The 14,578-nt window shown below is 60.4% G+C and carries 14 protein-coding genes and 1 tRNA gene; 12 read left to right on the forward strand and 3 right to left on the reverse strand.

Features of this window, described 5'->3' with window-relative positions; genetic code table 11:
* Nucleotides 1-182 precede the first annotated feature (182 nt).
* The 7 genes from NW845_RS03405 to NW845_RS03435 all read left to right on the forward strand — a co-directional run bounded on the left by NW845_RS03405 (nucleotide 183) and on the right by NW845_RS03435 (nucleotide 6,717).
* Nucleotides 183-1,643: a TldD/PmbA family protein gene (locus NW845_RS03405; RefSeq protein WP_414376836.1), complete on the forward strand. Its 1,461-nt coding sequence runs from the start codon at nucleotides 183-185 to the stop codon at nucleotides 1,641-1,643.
* 15 nt (nucleotides 1,644-1,658) lie between these two features.
* Nucleotides 1,659-2,567: a DUF4351 domain-containing protein gene (locus tag NW845_RS03410; protein WP_414376838.1), complete on the forward strand. Its 909-nt coding sequence runs from the start codon at nucleotides 1,659-1,661 to the stop codon at nucleotides 2,565-2,567.
* 13 nt (nucleotides 2,568-2,580) lie between these two features.
* On the forward strand, nucleotides 2,581-3,921 hold the full coding sequence (locus NW845_RS03415) for a TldD/PmbA family protein (RefSeq protein WP_414376840.1): 1,341 nt from the start codon (nucleotides 2,581-2,583) through the stop codon (nucleotides 3,919-3,921).
* Nucleotides 3,922-3,925: 4 nt separating this feature from the next.
* A complete protein-coding gene (locus tag NW845_RS03420) occupies nucleotides 3,926-4,723 on the forward strand; it encodes an MBL fold metallo-hydrolase (protein WP_414376842.1) in 798 nt (265 codons plus the stop codon).
* Nucleotides 4,720-5,148: a DUF2358 domain-containing protein gene (locus tag NW845_RS03425; RefSeq protein WP_414376844.1), complete on the forward strand. Its 429-nt coding sequence runs from the start codon at nucleotides 4,720-4,722 to the stop codon at nucleotides 5,146-5,148. Before NW845_RS03420 ends, NW845_RS03425 begins: the two co-directional genes overlap by 4 nt.
* Before the next feature lie 69 nt (nucleotides 5,149-5,217).
* A tRNA-Ser gene (locus NW845_RS03430) sits at nucleotides 5,218-5,302 on the forward strand.
* A 551-nt stretch (nucleotides 5,303-5,853) separates the two neighbouring features.
* On the forward strand, nucleotides 5,854-6,717 hold the full coding sequence (locus NW845_RS03435) for a hypothetical protein (RefSeq protein ID WP_414364452.1): 864 nt from the start codon (nucleotides 5,854-5,856) through the stop codon (nucleotides 6,715-6,717).
* A 216-nt stretch (nucleotides 6,718-6,933) separates the two neighbouring features.
* Here NW845_RS03435 and NW845_RS03440 read toward each other — a convergent pair whose 3' ends face one another.
* Entirely contained in the window at nucleotides 6,934-7,740 is an 807-nt protein-coding gene (locus tag NW845_RS03440) for an RNA methyltransferase (protein ID WP_414376846.1), read from the reverse strand.
* Between the two features lie 70 nt (nucleotides 7,741-7,810).
* On the opposite strand from NW845_RS03440, the gene NW845_RS03445 reads away from it, so the two are divergent.
* The 5 genes from NW845_RS03445 to lpxB all read left to right on the forward strand — a co-directional run bounded on the left by NW845_RS03445 (nucleotide 7,811) and on the right by lpxB (nucleotide 12,323).
* Nucleotides 7,811-8,371 carry a hypothetical protein gene (locus NW845_RS03445; RefSeq protein WP_414364456.1) on the forward strand — a complete coding sequence of 187 codons (561 nt, stop codon included), beginning with the start codon at nucleotides 7,811-7,813 and terminating at the stop codon, nucleotides 8,369-8,371.
* A 14-nt stretch (nucleotides 8,372-8,385) separates the two neighbouring features.
* Nucleotides 8,386-9,303 carry a UDP-3-O-acyl-N-acetylglucosamine deacetylase gene (gene lpxC, locus NW845_RS03450; RefSeq protein WP_414364458.1) on the forward strand — a complete coding sequence of 306 codons (918 nt, stop codon included), beginning with the start codon at nucleotides 8,386-8,388 and terminating at the stop codon, nucleotides 9,301-9,303.
* A gap of 133 nt (nucleotides 9,304-9,436) precedes the next feature.
* The gene (gene fabZ / locus NW845_RS03455; RefSeq protein WP_414364460.1) at nucleotides 9,437-9,937 is read left to right on the forward strand and encodes a 3-hydroxyacyl-ACP dehydratase FabZ; all 501 of its coding nucleotides are present in this window, start codon (nucleotides 9,437-9,439) and stop codon (nucleotides 9,935-9,937) included.
* 272 nt (nucleotides 9,938-10,209) lie between these two features.
* Nucleotides 10,210-11,121 carry an acyl-ACP--UDP-N-acetylglucosamine O-acyltransferase gene (lpxA, locus tag NW845_RS03460; RefSeq protein WP_414364462.1) on the forward strand — a complete coding sequence of 304 codons (912 nt, stop codon included), beginning with the start codon at nucleotides 10,210-10,212 and terminating at the stop codon, nucleotides 11,119-11,121.
* Nucleotides 11,118-12,323: a lipid-A-disaccharide synthase gene (gene lpxB / locus NW845_RS03465; RefSeq protein WP_414376848.1), complete on the forward strand. Its 1,206-nt coding sequence runs from the start codon at nucleotides 11,118-11,120 to the stop codon at nucleotides 12,321-12,323. Before lpxA ends, lpxB begins: the two co-directional genes overlap by 4 nt.
* Before the next feature lie 22 nt (nucleotides 12,324-12,345).
* On the opposite strand, the gene NW845_RS03470 is transcribed toward lpxB, so the two are convergent.
* Nucleotides 12,346-13,398, reverse strand: coding sequence for a DUF1611 domain-containing protein (locus NW845_RS03470; protein ID WP_414364465.1), 1,053 nt, complete (start codon nucleotides 13,396-13,398; stop codon nucleotides 12,346-12,348).
* A 14-nt stretch (nucleotides 13,399-13,412) separates the two neighbouring features.
* Nucleotides 13,413-14,462, reverse strand: a complete 1,050-nt coding sequence (locus NW845_RS03475; RefSeq protein ID WP_414376850.1) for a dipeptide epimerase — start codon at nucleotides 14,460-14,462, stop codon at nucleotides 13,413-13,415.
* Nucleotides 14,463-14,578: the final 116 nt, after the last annotated feature.

Raw genomic sequence — 14,578 nt, forward strand, 5'->3', positions numbered from 1 at the left:
AGGGCTAGGCTTTGGCATGATTTGCTCCCTAGAAATTGTGAAGCAATACATCCAGAATCAGTCAGAGGGTGCTATCCATCCCCACCCGGGTGGGGAATTCCGCACCTTACGTTAAACTGAGGGAGCAAAAGATGGCGGCATCTAGCCTGCCCTTTCCCTCTTTTGAGTGCTCTCGGCCTACTATGCTGCTTTTATCCAAAGAACTGCCCAACCTCGACTACCGCCCCACCCTGCAGCGCTTCGGCGAGGATTGGCGGGATCCCCTTTCAACTCTCTTGGGGTGGGGGCGGGCTGCCGGCGCCGATCTGGTGGAGATCTTCCTGGAGCGGGCTAACTCCATCAGTTGCCTGGCAGAAGACGACACCCTCACCAGCATCACCCCTCGACTTTCCACCGGCGCGGGGGTGCGGGTGTTTCGCGGCCTGGCCGACTGCTACGTCAGCACCAACGATCTCTCCTTTGCCGGCCTCAAAGCTGCTCTAGAAAAAGGCCTGCTCTTGATGGGCCTCACCCCCCCTGGCCCTGCTGCTTTGGTCTGCACCGTCAACCTAGGGCTGCTCCAGGACTACGCCGAGCGCCGCGGTAAAGACGGCTGGCTCAAGGAATGCAGCTCCCTTGCCGAGATGGGGGAGATCCTGCTGCGGGCCAACGCAGAGCTGAAGCGGCAAGCTCACCATGTTCAGTCCCGCCGCACCAACTACTTCCGTGACTGGCAGGAGATCCTGGTGGCCTGCAGCGACGGCACCTTTGTGCGCGACATCCGCCTTACCCAGTCGGTTAGTTCTACCCTGCTCTGTGCCGATGGGGATCATCGCGCTTCCGTTAGCCAGCGCGCAGGGGGCACCAGGGATCCCGACTTTTTGCGCCGCTGGGATCTCGTAGCCCACAGCCAGGAGCTGGCAGAAGCCGCTGGCCAGATGCTCTATGCCGACTATGTGGAATCGGGCACCTACCCGATTGTAATGTCCAACGCCTTTGGCGGCGTCATCTTCCACGAGGCCTGTGGGCATCTCTTGGAAACGACCCAGATCGAGCGCAAAACCACTCCCTTTGCCGACAAAAAAGGCCAGAAAATTGCCCACAAAAACCTCACCGCCTGGGACGAGGGGCTTTCCGAGGGGGCCTTTGGCAGCCTGGACGTGGACGACGAGGGCATGCCCGTCCAGCGCACCCTGCTCATTGAAAAGGGCATTTTGAAAAACTTCCTGGCCGATCGGGCCGGCTCCATGCGCACCGGCCATCCCCGCACCGGCAGTGGTCGCCGGCAAAACTACACCTTTGCCCCTGCCAGCCGCATGCGCAACACCTACATCGCCCCCGGCGACGCCGAACTGGACGACCTGTTTGCCTCTATTGACAAAGGCATCTACTGCAAGCGCATGGGGGGCGGCAGTGTCGGCCCCACTGGCCAATTTAACTTTGCCGTGGAAGAAGCCTATCTCATCCAAAATGGCAAAATCACCAAGCCTCTCAAGGGAGCCACGCTGATTGGAGAAGCCAAGGATATCTTGACCAAGATCTCCATGTGCTCCAAGGATCTCCGCCTGGCGCCTGGCTTCTGCGGTTCTGTCAGCGGCAGCATCTACGTTACTGTGGGTCAGCCCCACATCAAGGTGGACTCTATCACCGTGGGCGGGCGCTAGTTTCAGGGATCCCCCATGGCCTACGACAACATCTGCAAGTACCTGGCGGAGCGCTTTCCGGAGCAGTTTGCCCGTTGGCTGATGGGAGAAGTGGCTGAGCCGGTGCAGGTGCTGCCCACAGAACTGTCGGAGGAGCCCATGCGAGCCGATTCGGTCATTCTGCTAGGGCTACAGCAGGGCATTTTGCATCTGGAATTTCAAACAGATCCGGATCCTGAAATCCCCTTTCGCATGGCCGACTATCGGCTCCGCCTCTATCGGAAATATCCCCAGCTATCGGTGCGGCAGGTGGTCATTTATCTTCGCAAAACGCGCTCGCAGCGGGTCTTCCAAACCTTTTTTCGCCTAGAAAGGCTGAGCCATGAGTTTGAGGTCGTTCGCCTCTGGGAGTGTAACTTGCCGGCCAGGGTCGATTGGCCAGCCCTGCTGCCTTTTCGAGTCTTGAGCCAGGTGGAGGATCCTGGAGAAACCTTACGAGAAGTCGTTGCTGAGCTGGAGCGCTTGCCAGAGTCCAGCGAGCAGCGGGAATTGGCAGCGGCAACAGCCGTTTTGGCAGGACTAGCATTGGATCGGGGCTTGATTCGGCAAATCATGAGGTCCTTGGATATGAGGGAATCGGTGATCTACCAGGAATGGCGGGCAGAAGCTCTGCGGGAGGGGTTGGAAGCAGGGCGCAAAGAAGGCCTGCAACAGGGCTTGCAACAGGGCTTGCAACAGGGCTTGCAACAGGGCTTGCAACAGGGCTTGCAACACGGGGAAGCAACACTGGTTTTGCGGCTTTTGCGGCGGAAGCTGGGATCCCTTGACCCGGCCTTGGAAAACCAGATTTGGGCCTTGCCGCCGTCGCAGCTGGAGGCGCTAGGGGAAGCTTTGTTGGATTTCCACAGCGTGGAGGACTTGACCGCCTGGCTGGCCCGTCGCTAGGGAAGGAGTAGGGATGTTGCAAGTTGAGGCCTTGGCCGAACAGGCGCAAAGCTGTGCCAAACGTTTGGGGATCCCCCAGTTTGATCTCTATGGAGCCGAGGTGGACGAGACCAGCGTGCAGGTTGAGCAGGGGGAGCCCCGTCAGGTAAAAGCCTCTCACCGCTGCAGTGTGACGGTGCGGGCCTGGAACGACCAGGGCCAGGTGGGGGTGACTTCCACCACTGCTGTGGACGAGGCAGGGCTGGAACTGGCTCTGCAGACGGCCTTTGAAGCCAGCCACTTCGGCGTGCGGGAACACGCACCCCAATTGAGTCCAGAAGCGAAGCTGCCCATTCTCCAGCCCTGTAACGACAAAAGGCCGCTGGCGCTGGCCAGTGAGCTTTTGGAGCAACTGCTGGCCGCCGAGAAGGCTTTACTGGGATCCCATCCCGCCATCCAGGGGGTACCCTACAACGGCCTGGCCCAGCGGCAGATCGACCGCTTTTACCTCAACAGCGACCAGGCTCTGCGACAGGAGGGCCACACCCTGACCTCGGTCTTTCTCTACGGCAAGGCAGAACAGGAGGGTCGCAAACCCCGCAGCGCCGGCGCTATGCGGGTAGCCCGCAGCCTGGAGGAGTTGGATATCCAGGGCTGCGTCAAGGAAGCAGCCGAGAAACTCATCAGCCACCTGGAGTACGAGCGGATCCCTTCGGGGAAATACACAGTGGTTTTTTCCGGGGAAGCTTTTTTAAGCCTCTTGGGCGCTTTCTCCAATCTCTTCAACGCCCAAAACATCCTGGACAACCAAAGCCTGTCCACTCCCGACTCACTGGGCAAGCAGATTGCCTCGCCGCTGCTCTCGGTGTGTGATGACGCCTTGCACCCTACCAACGTGAGCGCAATTAGCTTCGACGGTGAAGGCACCCCCACCCGCCGCGTTCCCCTCATCACCAATGGAGTTCTGACCCACTTTTTGCACAGCGCTGGCACCGCCAAACGCCTGGGGGCCCAGCCCACGGGACATGCCAATATCGGCGCTAAGGTGACGGTGGCGGCCCACTACTACCACGTCTTTGCCGGGGCTCCACCAGAGAGCACCTACGACCTGGCCACGGCTGAGAATGTGGTCTGGATTGACGAGCTGCAGGCTCTCCATGCCGGAGTCAAGCCTCTGCAGGGATCCTTTTCCCTGCCCTTTCAGGGCTGGTGGGTGCGCCAGGGAGAGCGCATCAGTATCGAGGCGGCAACGGTAGCGGGGGATTTTCTAGGACTCTTGCAGTCGATTTTCTACGTCGAGCCGGAGCCCCAAATCACCCCTGCTGGTCTGTGTCCCCGCATTTGGGTAGCCGATCTCTCCATCACCGGGCAGTAGCACCATGAAACTCACCCGCATCGACCTCAACAGTTGGCTAATCCATACCCAGACCCAGACTTTTCTGCTGGATCCGTGGCTGGTGGATCCCTTGGTGTTCTTTGGCCTGCCCTGGTTCATCCGCCTGCAGCACCGCCAGGTGCCGCCCTTCACACCGGAAACCCTGCCCAAACTCGACGCCATCCTCCTCAGCCAGGGCCAGCCGGATCACTGCCACCCCCCCACCCTGCAGCGGCTGAACCGGCAGATCCCGGTTTTCGCTTCTCCAACAGCCGCCCGCGTGGCACGGAGCCTTGGCTTTAAGAGGGTGCAGGCCCTGGATCCCTGGCAGTCAGTGCAGTGGGGAGATCTACACATCACAGCGGTTCCGGGAGCACCCCTGGGGCCGGTGCGGGAGCTGGGCTTTTTGCTGGAGGAGCTGCCGACCCAGACGCGGCTTTACTACGAGCCCCACCTCTCCCAAGCGGATATCCGCCCGCGGCTGCAGCAGGAGTTTGCCCCCATCCACACCCTGCTGATCCCGGTGGTAGGCCAGATCTTTCCCCTCTTGGGCGAGGTGATCATGGGGCCGGAGCGGGCCCTGCAGGTGGTGGCCGCCCTGCGCCCACAGCAGGTGATTCCCACCGCTATGGGAGAGGTAGATTACCACGGCTGGTTTGCCGCCCAGATCCGCCCTCTGGGGAGCCTAGAGGAGTTCCGGGAAAAGCTGGGATCCCTGAACGCCGCCACCGGTCAATCCATCCGGCTGTGCTGTCCTGCCCCGGGGGAAACGGTATCCCTTCCTGCTGAGGTCAGAGCATGAGCCACCCTTCTCAGCCCAGCCTCGACCTGGTGGCCATCCTGCGGGCCGATTACGCCCGCTTTCCTCGGGATCAAACCTACTCCCTCTACGATCCCCAGGTTTATTTCCGGGATCCCCTCAACGAGTTTCGCGGCCTGGATCGCTACCGGGCCATGATTGCTAGCCTAGAGCGCTGGCTGCAGGATATCCATCTTGAGCTGCACGACATCCACCAGAGCGGCAACCACATCCGCAGCGAGTGGACGCTGAGGGGATCCCTGTCTTTTTTGCCCTGGCGTCCCCGCCTGTGCATCCCCGGCTGGACAGAGATGCGGCTTAACCCCGCAGGTCTCATCGAATCCCACATCGACCACTGGCGCTGCTCCCGCTGGGAGGTGATGCTGCAAATGTTTCGGCCTGGGGATGCCAAAGGATCCTCTGAGTGACCTCCATCCTCTGCTAAGATCACAAAGCCGAGTTTTTAGCTCTGCGGGAAAGTCATCGATTTCTGCGCTGGAGAGATGGCCGAGTGGTCGAAGGCGCAGCACTGGAAATGCTGTGTGGGGCAACTCACCGTGGGTTCGAATCCCACTCTCTCCGTCAAAGCCTAGTTTGCCAACATCCACCTAAATCCCTCAAAGCCTTAACTGGCAAGGTTTTTGGGCATTCTGATATCCACGGTAGTCCTGCAACATTCACTAGAATCCACGGCAAGACGGGACACAGCCGTGGATACGCCTAAGCCTAACCTAAATCCACGTCAGATTGTCTTCTCTTACGCGACAGCCAAAAGCAAGAAGAAGGTGGTGGTGAAGCCGGACGGCAGCCTGCAGATCTTCAGAGCCGTTCATTAACAGGGGATTCCTTGCGGCTAGGCTGTTACAGCCGTCAGGGAGAATTGACTGGAAAAGTGGCCTCTGGCATATTACGGGACAACGTGCCAGGTCAAGACAATGCACACGCCGAGCTGGAAGCCCCACCCCATCCTCAAATATGAGCGGAGGGACTGCTATCCCTATATAGTTCTCCCTACCCCTATCAGCCTGCAACTGAGAGGGCCAGAACTGCCCCCTCCCCCCAGAAAACCTGAGCCGCCTCAACTACCCCCTCGACCAGTTAAGCCGCAACTACCAGAGATCCCAACCCGTGTAATGGACAAGCTCCAGGCTGCCCTGTCAACTGGAGCTGGAGTTGCTACCCTAATTGCGCTGATTATTGCTGAAGCGCCATTCTTTCTAATCTTGGCAGGGATTGCAGGCGTGGCTACCTTAGCCAAATTCTTATACGAATCCTGGACTTATGAAGAGAGAATGGAAGAATATGAGAGAAAAATGCGAAGTTATCCTCAAGAACAAAAAAGATATGAGGAGAGACTTGTCCTTTGGAGAAGAGAGTGCGATCGCATAGAGTCAGATTACAAACAACAAGTCGAAGAATATAGTCGCGAATATCAAAACAAGGTAGCTCAAATCATAAGGAACTGGGAAAATGGTCTGATATTTCAACCCCTAGATTTATGCCAACCTTTCTTAGGTCAGGGTGCTCGCGCAGGTAGGTATGATCGCCGGCTGAGAGAAGCCTTGATAATAAAGATGGAAAACCTTCCAGTTAAGTTTCTACCTGAACAATCCTCCCTAAAGGTTCCAGAATTTGATTTTCCGTATACGCCCGACATAGCAATACAAGTATCTAGTAACAATAGAACTCTACTTATCGATGTTGAAGTTGACGAACCTTGGTACCAGAAGAATGGTCAGCGAGTACCACATCATGCACTAGATGACAATAGACATAGCCAGCGAGACGATTTCTTTGCAGAAAGCGGCTGGATAGTAGTTAGGTTTTCAGAAAGACAAGTAGCGATAGAAACAGAAAAATGTGCCAGCTTTGTCTGCTACCTTATTCAAGCTGTACTTACGCCAGGATTTAGGGATCCATCTCTGTCTCTGCCGAGTGACCATAGAAGGTGGGACTCTCTCAGCGCTCTTGATGAAGAGAGAGACTTCGTTGAGTGAGGATTCCGTTAAAAACGGGACATATCCACGGACACGAGACCTATCCTACAAGCCCGCAAACTGCTGTAGGACAAGGAAATCTCAGCCCCTATTCGATGGTCACTCTCTCCGTCAAATCAAGTTTGCCGCAGGGAGATCATCCAGACCTAGCTGGATCCCCTTGTCTCAGTTCCCAGGGGTTGGTTTTCAGAGGCAGCCGGCTAGAGGCTGCGGCAGCTAAGATCCACTCTCGGTGAGATGAGGATCCTCTTTCGGGGGTTCTCGATGAGAGGATTGTTGGCTCCACTGGAGTTGTCGCAGGATCCCGCGCAACAGGGCCACCTCAGCCACTGTCAGACCGGCGCGGTGAAACAGGGCCCGAAACTTGAGCATTTTGCGACGAGCGGTGTGGGGGTGCAGGTAGCCAATGTGCAGCAGCAGCGCCTCCAGGTGGCTGAAAAAACCCTCCAGCAGCTCGAAGGGAGCTGGCTTTGAGCTCCCAGAGCCAGCCACCGGCGGGCGAGGATTTTGGTAGAGGAGGGTGCGCAGTTCGTAGCAACAGATGCCCACTGCCTGGGCCAAGTTCAGGGAAGGGTAGGCCGGATCGGTGGGGATCTGGATCTGGCGATGGCAGAGGGCCAGCTCTTCGTTGCTCAAGCCGCAATCTTCGGGGCCAAACACCAGAGCGGCAGGGCCGGCAGCCAGCAGCTCCGCGAAAGCCTGGCGGGGAGACTGAATTTGCCATTCGGGCGGGTAGGGCTCGCGGCGGCCTGCTGTCCCGAATACCTGCACACATCCCTGGAGGGCCTCGGCTAAGGTTGGCACCTGCCGGGCTTGGTGGAGCAAGTCCGTCGCATGCACGGCCATGGTAACTGCTTCTGCATCCAGGGGATCGCATTGGGGATCCACCAACACCCACTGCCGCAGGCCCATGTTTTTCATCACGCGGGCAATGGCCCCGAGATTGCGCGGCCCTGCTGGCCGCACCAACACGAGGCGTACCTGCGCCAATCGCTCCTGAGTCCAGTTGGACAATGCCGGCATCCCTTGGGACAGAATCGCAGATAAGGATCCCCTAGAGTAGAGGAGTTAGATCTTGTCATAGATTGCGCCTATGGGATCCGCCTACCGCTGTTGGCTGAGCTGGATGTGTCTGGTGCTGTTGGGGTGCTGCTGGGGATCGCCGGCATTGGCTGCCCATTCTGCGTTGCTCTCCCCAGCAGCAGAGGCAGCTCAGGTGGCTCTGTCCTCTCCAGTTGACTCCCTGGTAGAGGCGCGACAGCGGCTGGAAGGGATTGCCGAGGCAATGCGCTCAATTCGCCTGTGCAACCGCCCCAATTGCCGCTACCGCGATATTTCCGTTGAGGTGCGGCCCATAGCAGGAGCCGAGCCGCCGGAGTACGAGGGTAGGATCGACGCCACCATCGACCGCCCCTCCGGCAGCTTGGACAAGGCTCGCTACCGGCTGCGATTTCGTGGGGGGCGTTGGCAGTTGCTGGGGGGCGAAGAGGTTTCCGATGTCTCCTCCTTTTTCTTCGAGGGAGACACCTACGAGGTGTTTAGCGCCTACGGCAGTCGCAAGGCCAAACTGGCAGACGCCAGTAGCAGCCTGCGCGTTGGCTATCGGGAGCTGTACTACCGTGTTTTTGACCAGGGCCAAGAGCGTTTGCGGTAGCGGTGCGGAGTACGATGAGAGACCAACAGCACACCTTGGCCAGCTCTATCTCCCTAGAGGGGGTCGGCCTGCACACTGGCCTACCGGTTCGCTGTAGCCTCCACCCGGCTCCTGCTGGCGGCGGTCGGGTCTTTGTGCGGGTGGATCAACCGGGATCCCCTGAGATCCCGGCCCGCTTGGGATCCCTGACTCCTGCTGCCCTCTGCACCCGCCTGCAGCAGGGATCCCCCCCTGTCCAAGTGCAGACAGTGGAACATCTGTTGGCTGCCCTTTACGTGCTGGGCATCGACAACTGCCGCATCGAGGTGGAGGGGCCGGAGCTGCCGATCCTGGATGGCTCCGCCCTGCCCTTTGTGGAGGCTATTGCCCAAGCTGGGATCCTGGCTCAGGAGCAGCCGGCCCTGCTGGGAGTGATCCAGGAGCCGGTCACGGTCTGGGCGGGGGAAGCCTTTGTCAGCGCCCTGCCCTACCCCGGCTCTCGCTTCACCTATGGCATCGACTTTGCCAACTGCCCTATCCGCCAACAGTGGCTGAGCTGGCAGGAGAACAGGGCGGATTTTGTCCAATCCATTGCTCCGGCCCGCACTTTTGCCCGCCAACAGGATGCGGAGCTGGCCCGCCAACAGGGGCTGATCCAAGGCGGCAGCCTGGAGAACGCCATTGTCTGTACTACCACCGAGTGGCTGAGGCCCTTGCGCTACCCAGATGAGCCGGTGCGCCATAAGCTGATAGATTTACTAGGAGATCTCAGCCTGTTGGGCTGCCGCTTGCAGGGGCACATTGTGGCCTACAGGGCAGGCCATGCCCTGCATCACCGTTTGGCCGAGCAGTTGCTCAGGAGTGGATCCCTGCGGGTGCAGGCGGACCCAGCTCAAGAACAAGAAAGGGATCCCAGGCGCCTCGGTGGGGTGGAACCTCTCCCGCTGTCTTGACGGGGCTTCTGGTTCCTGAGGTGGGCGAGAGGCTCCTCGCGGCCTGCCGGCATTCCTCCTTGCTGTCTTGGTTCTGCTTTGAGGCCCTCCCATCCAGGATTTAAGGTTTGTCTTCCAGCTCTGTGGGTTTGCCATGTCCTCTGACGTCTCTCCTCCTCCTCTCCTCTCGGCTGAAGCAGCCGCTCAGTTGGCAACAGCTCCCCCCGTTTTCACAACGGATCAAATCCTGGAGATCTTGCCCCATCGCCATCCTTTTCTGCTGGTGGATCGCGTGGTGGAGTATCAACCAGGGCAACGGGCGGTGGGACTGAAAAACGTCACCTTCAACGAGCCCTTTTTCCAGGGGCACTTCCCCAACCGACCGATCATGCCCGGCGTTCTGATCGTCGAGGCCATGGCGCAGTTGGGAGGGATCGTGTTGACCAAGTTGCCCGATGTGGCTGGGCGGCTGGCTCTCTTTGCTGGTATCGATGGCGTTCGCTTCCGCCGCCCCGTGCTGCCAGGGGATCAGTTGCTGCTCTCGGCCGATTTGCTCACCATCCGGCAAAAACGCATCGGCAAGATGTTTTGTCGGGCCCAGGTGGGGGGACACCTGGTGACCGAAGGGGAGCTGATGTTCTCCTTGGTGGATTGATGGGACAACAGCGGCCAGGAGGGGGCCTTTGGCGCTCCGCAACCACGGGGCAGGTGGAGGGTGGCCATCTGTTTTCCCCATCGAGGAGGAGCCCAGCGGCAGCAACTTGGCGCGGAAAGACCCTGCTAAAGTGTTGGGATAGGGGCATGTTAGGTGCTGCTTTCATCTCCCGGTCGGAGTTTTGCAGCAGAGCGGTGGAGGATTGTGTCCTCCCCGAGCAAGCCTTAATTGCAGGGTTGGGAGCGTAACCACATTTGCTGGCTAGGTTAGAAATGAGTTCGTTGGCTTCAGCGGGATCCACTCCCAACTCCTCTGTTCGGATTCATCCCACGGCGGTGATCCATCCGAAGGCTGAGTTGCACGAGACGGTGCAAGTTGGCCCCTATGCGGTTATCGGTGAGCATGTGCGCATTGGCGCCCGTACGGTGGTGGGGGCCCACGTGGTGATCGATGGCTGGACAGATATTGGCGAGGACAACCAGATTTTTCCGGGGGCGGTGCTGGGCACAGAGCCTCAGGATCTGAAGTACAGCGGCGCGCCCTCCCAGGTGGTGATCGGCAGGGGCAACCGCATCCGCGAGTTCGTCACCATCAACCGAGCCACCAACGAAGGGGAAGCGACGGTGGTCGGTGACCACAACCTGCTAATGGCCTACGTCCACGTCGCCCACAACTGCGTTATCGAAAATCAAGTGGTGATTACCAACGCGGTTGCCTTGGCCGGCCACATCCACATCGAGTCACAGGCGCGCATCGGCGGTATGGTCGGGATCCACCAGTTTACCCGAGTGGGTCGCTTGGCCATGGTGGGGGCCATGAGCCGGGTGGATCGCGACGTGCCGCCCTACATGTTGGTGGAGGGGCACCCAGCCCGCATTCGCGGCCTCAACTTGGTGGGGTTGCGGCGAGCCAAGGGAATGGAGGGATCCCTGCCAGCTTTGCGCCAGGCCTACCGGCTGCTCTACCGTTCCGGTTTGCCTCTGGAAAAAGCGCTGCAAACTCTGCGCAGCAGCATCCGCACCGAGGGTGGGTGTAGCATCTGCTCCTTGCAGGGGAAAGAGCTGGTAGACGAGACGGGATCCCTGCTCCATCTGCTGCAATTTTTGGAAGATTCCCTTTCCCAACCCCAACGGCGCGGTCCTCTGCCTGCCTTGCGCCGTGGCAGAGAAGAGGACGACCTGTGAGTCATCTGTTTATCTGCACCGGAGAAGTCTCCGGGGATCTGCAGGCTGGCCATCTCATTCGTGAGCTGCTGCGCCAGCGTCCGCATCTGCGCATCACGGCCGTTGGGGGAGAGGAAATGGCCGCTGCTGGAGCCCGGCTGCTGCACCGCACTACGGAGATTAGCTCCATCGGTATTCTCGAGGCCCTCCCCTTTGTCCTCCCTGCCCTGTGGACAGAGTGGAAGATCCGCCGCTTCCTGGCACAGGACCCGCCGGATTTGGCCATCTTGGTGGACTACATCGGCGTCAACAGCCGCCTTGTCCCCCTGCTGCAGCGGTGGCGCATCCCTGCCGTTTACTACATTGCCCCCCAGGAATGGGTGTGGTCGCCCAACAGCCGCCTCACCTACCGCCTAGCCCAGCAAATGCGACTGATGGTGGCCATCTTCCCAGAAGAAGCCCGCTACTACGCCGCAGCAGGCGCCCAGGTTTGCTATGTGGGCCACCCCCTGCTGGATATTTTGGCGAGGGTACCCGGTCGCGCTCAGGCCAGAGCTGAGCTAGGGATCCCTGAGGAGGCAACGGTGGTGGCGCTGCTGCCCGCCTCCCGTCGCCAAGAGCTGCGCTCCGTTCTGCCCATCCTCCTCCAGGCAGCGCGGCTGTTGCGGGCTCGCCTGCCCCAGGTGCGGTTTTGGGCGCCGCTGGCCTCGCCCCGTTTTGCCGCCCCCGTTGCTCAGGCTGCCCGCCGCTATGGACTGGGCGATCTCACCCTTGTCTTGCCTCGCCCTTCCCCGCCAAAGGCGCATCACCTGCTGTTGGCCGCCGCTGACCTGGTGCTGGCGAAGTCGGGCACCGTCAACTTGGAAGCGGCCATTTTGGGGATCCCGCAGGTGGTGATCTACCGCCTCAACCCCATTACCTTTTGGCTAGCCCGCCATTGGCTGAAGGTGTCGGTGCCCTTTATGTCTCCCCCCAACTTGGTGCTGATGCGCCCCATTGTGCCGGAACTGCTGCAGGAGGAGGCCCAGCCGGAGCGGATTGCCCAACTGGCGCTGGAGCTGCTGACTCAGCCGGAGCGCCGAGCCCAATTACAGGCCGACTATGCTGCCATGCGGGCAGCGCTGGGGGAGCCGGGAGTTTTGGCCCGCGCCGCCAAGGCCATCCTGGAGGTGCTCGACAGCGAAACCGCCGCCAGGGGGGATCCCCGTCGCCGCTCTCTCTGAGACGCCTGGATTAGCCGTGGGGTTAGCCGGCTGCCAGAATGGCGTCCAAGAGGGGATCCGCCCCAAAGCGCACCACGTCGGTACAGGGCCGTCCGGTCTCCGCTTCCACCTGGCGGATCTGGGCCAGGGCAGCCTCCTCCTCCCAGCCAAAGGTATTGAGGGCCACCCCCACCACCGGCACGGGGGCAAAGGCACCGGCAGCTCTGGCCACTTGTTCGTATAGCTCGATGACCTTGGGCAGGGGAGGGATGGGTACGTAGTCCATCCCTTTGATGTGGGTCTGGCCAGCCCGGTGTACCAAGATCAAGTGGGTGGGCTGGGATCCCCGCAACAGGGGCAGGGTTGCTGTAGAGGCGGGGTTGAGCAGGGATCCCTGGCCTTCAATGTGCAGAATGTCATGGTCAAGGCCGTGGCGCAGCACCAGTTGCTCCACGGCACCGCTGGCGTAGTCCACCCGCACCGCATCTAGGGGCACCCCATCGCCACTGATGAGGATCCCGGTCTGCCCGGTAGCGAGAAAGCGGGAGCGTAGGCCGCGCTTCAGGCTGGCTCGGTGCAGTTCCAGGCTGGTGGACATTTTGCCCACGGCCATGTCGGTACCCACGGTCAGCACCCGCCGGCAGGGGAGGGAACGGGCCAGGCCTTTCCCTACCCCAAGACCAGGAGGTTCGCGGCGAATGTCCCAGATCCAGGCTCCCGGCTGCAGCCACTGCCGCAATTGGGGATCCTCGGCCAGAGGCGTGTGGAGACCATTCACCAGAGATAGGCCGGCCTGCAGGGCTTGGCAGAGCTCCTCCCGCCACGCTGGGGGCAACTGGCCGCCGGAAGGGGCAATCCCAATCACCAGCACCTCGGGGTTGTAAACCAGCGCCTCTTGCACCGAGGCCACGATGGGAACATCCTGGGCAATGCCGGTTAACTGGGCCAGGGATCCCCCCGCCTGCTCCCGGTCGATCACCGCCGCCACCGGAAAAGGCCCATAGCGCAGCAGCCCCAGCCCTGTTTTGCCGTGCTCCCCCAGCAGGCCGCCGTGGAGCAGGATGGCCACCCGAGTTTGGCTGGAGAGGGATCCCACCTGCTCCACGGTACCTACTCCCGCAGCTCTACCCCTAAGCCCGGTCGGTCGGTGGGGATAAGACAGCCCTCCTGCAGCAGGGCTCCGGAAAAGGGATCGTCGATGAGATTGAGGTGGCTGTCCAAGTCCAGGTAGTCCACCAGCGGCGCTAGGTGAGCCGCCGCCGTATTGCCCAGAGCGGTGTTGCTGTAGCAGCCCAGCATTACCTGTAGCCCATAAGCTTTGGCGGTGTGGATCATGCGCCAGGCTTCGCTGAGGCCGCCGCACTTCATCAGCTTGATGTTAATGCCGTGCACGCGATCCGCTAGGGCAGGAATATCGCGGCTGTCGAAACAACTTTCATCCACAAAGATGGGCAGCTTCGACTCGTGCCACAGGGTGATCAGCTTCGCCTCCTGTCCCCTCTCCAAGGGCTGCTCCAGGTAGCTCACCCCTTGCCCCGCCAGCCAATTGCTCATGCTCAAGCTCTGTTCTACCGTCCAGGCGCCGTTGGCATCCACGGTAATCAGGGATCCCAGTGGGATCACCTCCTGCACAGCAACCAGCATGTTCTGATCGGCCATCAGCCCCAAGTCGCTGCCCAGCTTGATCTTAAAGGCCCGCGCTTGGGTCTGTTCCATCCAGGCCAAGGCCCGCTGGCGGGCCGCCTGAGGAGTAGAAAGGCCAATGGTCAAAGTGGTGGGTGGGATGCGGGAGCGATCCAGTCCCCACAACTGCCAAAGCGGCATCCCCAGCCGTTTGCCCATCCAATCGTGCAGGGCCATGTCCACCGCCGCCCGTGCCGCCGAGGGGATCCCGGCCCGCAGCAGTTCCGCCTCAATGGCTTGTCGCTCCCAGGGGGAGTGGCGGCGTAGGAGCCCTTTGGCTACCTCCAAACCCATCAAGATATCCTCCAAAGATTGGTGGTAGTCCTCGCTCACTGAGAAGGGGCAAGCCTCTCCCCACCCCTCGATCCCTTCCTCCTCAATCCGCACCCAGGCCAGAGTGGCCTCTGTATGAGTGCCGCGGCTGAGGGTGAGGGCATAGCGCTTGTGAACCGTGAAAGATTCAACGTAGAGCCGCATGGGCGATTTCCAAGAGATCAATCCTGAGCACGTTGAGCCAACTTTGTCCTTTGAGGTTTTCCCTGCCTCCCTAGTCAGGCTGTGGAGGACAGGCGCAGCTCTGCGTGTCTTTACCG

It is taken from the genome of Synechococcus sp. H60.2 (assembly GCF_047462315.1).
Taxonomy (GTDB): Bacteria; Cyanobacteriota; Cyanobacteriia; order Thermostichales; family Thermostichaceae; genus Thermostichus.

Bases quoted from the DNA above. Each gene is read 5' to 3' on its own strand.
- NW845_RS03405 (WP_414376836.1), top strand. From the start codon at position 183: ATGCTGCTTTTATCCAAAGAACTGCCCAACCTCGACTACCGCCCCACC.
- NW845_RS03410 (WP_414376838.1), top strand. From the start codon at position 1,659: ATGGCCTACGACAACATCTGCAAGTACCTGGCGGAGCGCTTTCCGGAG.
- NW845_RS03415 (WP_414376840.1), top strand. From the start codon at position 2,581: ATGTTGCAAGTTGAGGCCTTGGCCGAACAGGCGCAAAGCTGTGCCAAA.
- NW845_RS03420 (WP_414376842.1), top strand. From the start codon at position 3,926: ATGAAACTCACCCGCATCGACCTCAACAGTTGGCTAATCCATACCCAG.
- NW845_RS03425 (WP_414376844.1), top strand. From the start codon at position 4,720: ATGAGCCACCCTTCTCAGCCCAGCCTCGACCTGGTGGCCATCCTGCGG.
- NW845_RS03435 (WP_414364452.1), top strand. From the start codon at position 5,854: ATGGACAAGCTCCAGGCTGCCCTGTCAACTGGAGCTGGAGTTGCTACC.
- NW845_RS03440 (WP_414376846.1), bottom strand. From the start codon at position 7,740: ATGCCGGCATTGTCCAACTGGACTCAGGAGCGATTGGCGCAGGTACGC.
- NW845_RS03445 (WP_414364456.1), top strand. From the start codon at position 7,811: ATGGGATCCGCCTACCGCTGTTGGCTGAGCTGGATGTGTCTGGTGCTG.
- lpxC (WP_414364458.1), top strand. From the start codon at position 8,386: ATGAGAGACCAACAGCACACCTTGGCCAGCTCTATCTCCCTAGAGGGG.
- fabZ (WP_414364460.1), top strand. From the start codon at position 9,437: ATGTCCTCTGACGTCTCTCCTCCTCCTCTCCTCTCGGCTGAAGCAGCC.
- lpxA (WP_414364462.1), top strand. From the start codon at position 10,210: ATGAGTTCGTTGGCTTCAGCGGGATCCACTCCCAACTCCTCTGTTCGG.
- NW845_RS03475 (WP_414376850.1), bottom strand. From the start codon at position 14,462: ATGCGGCTCTACGTTGAATCTTTCACGGTTCACAAGCGCTATGCCCTC.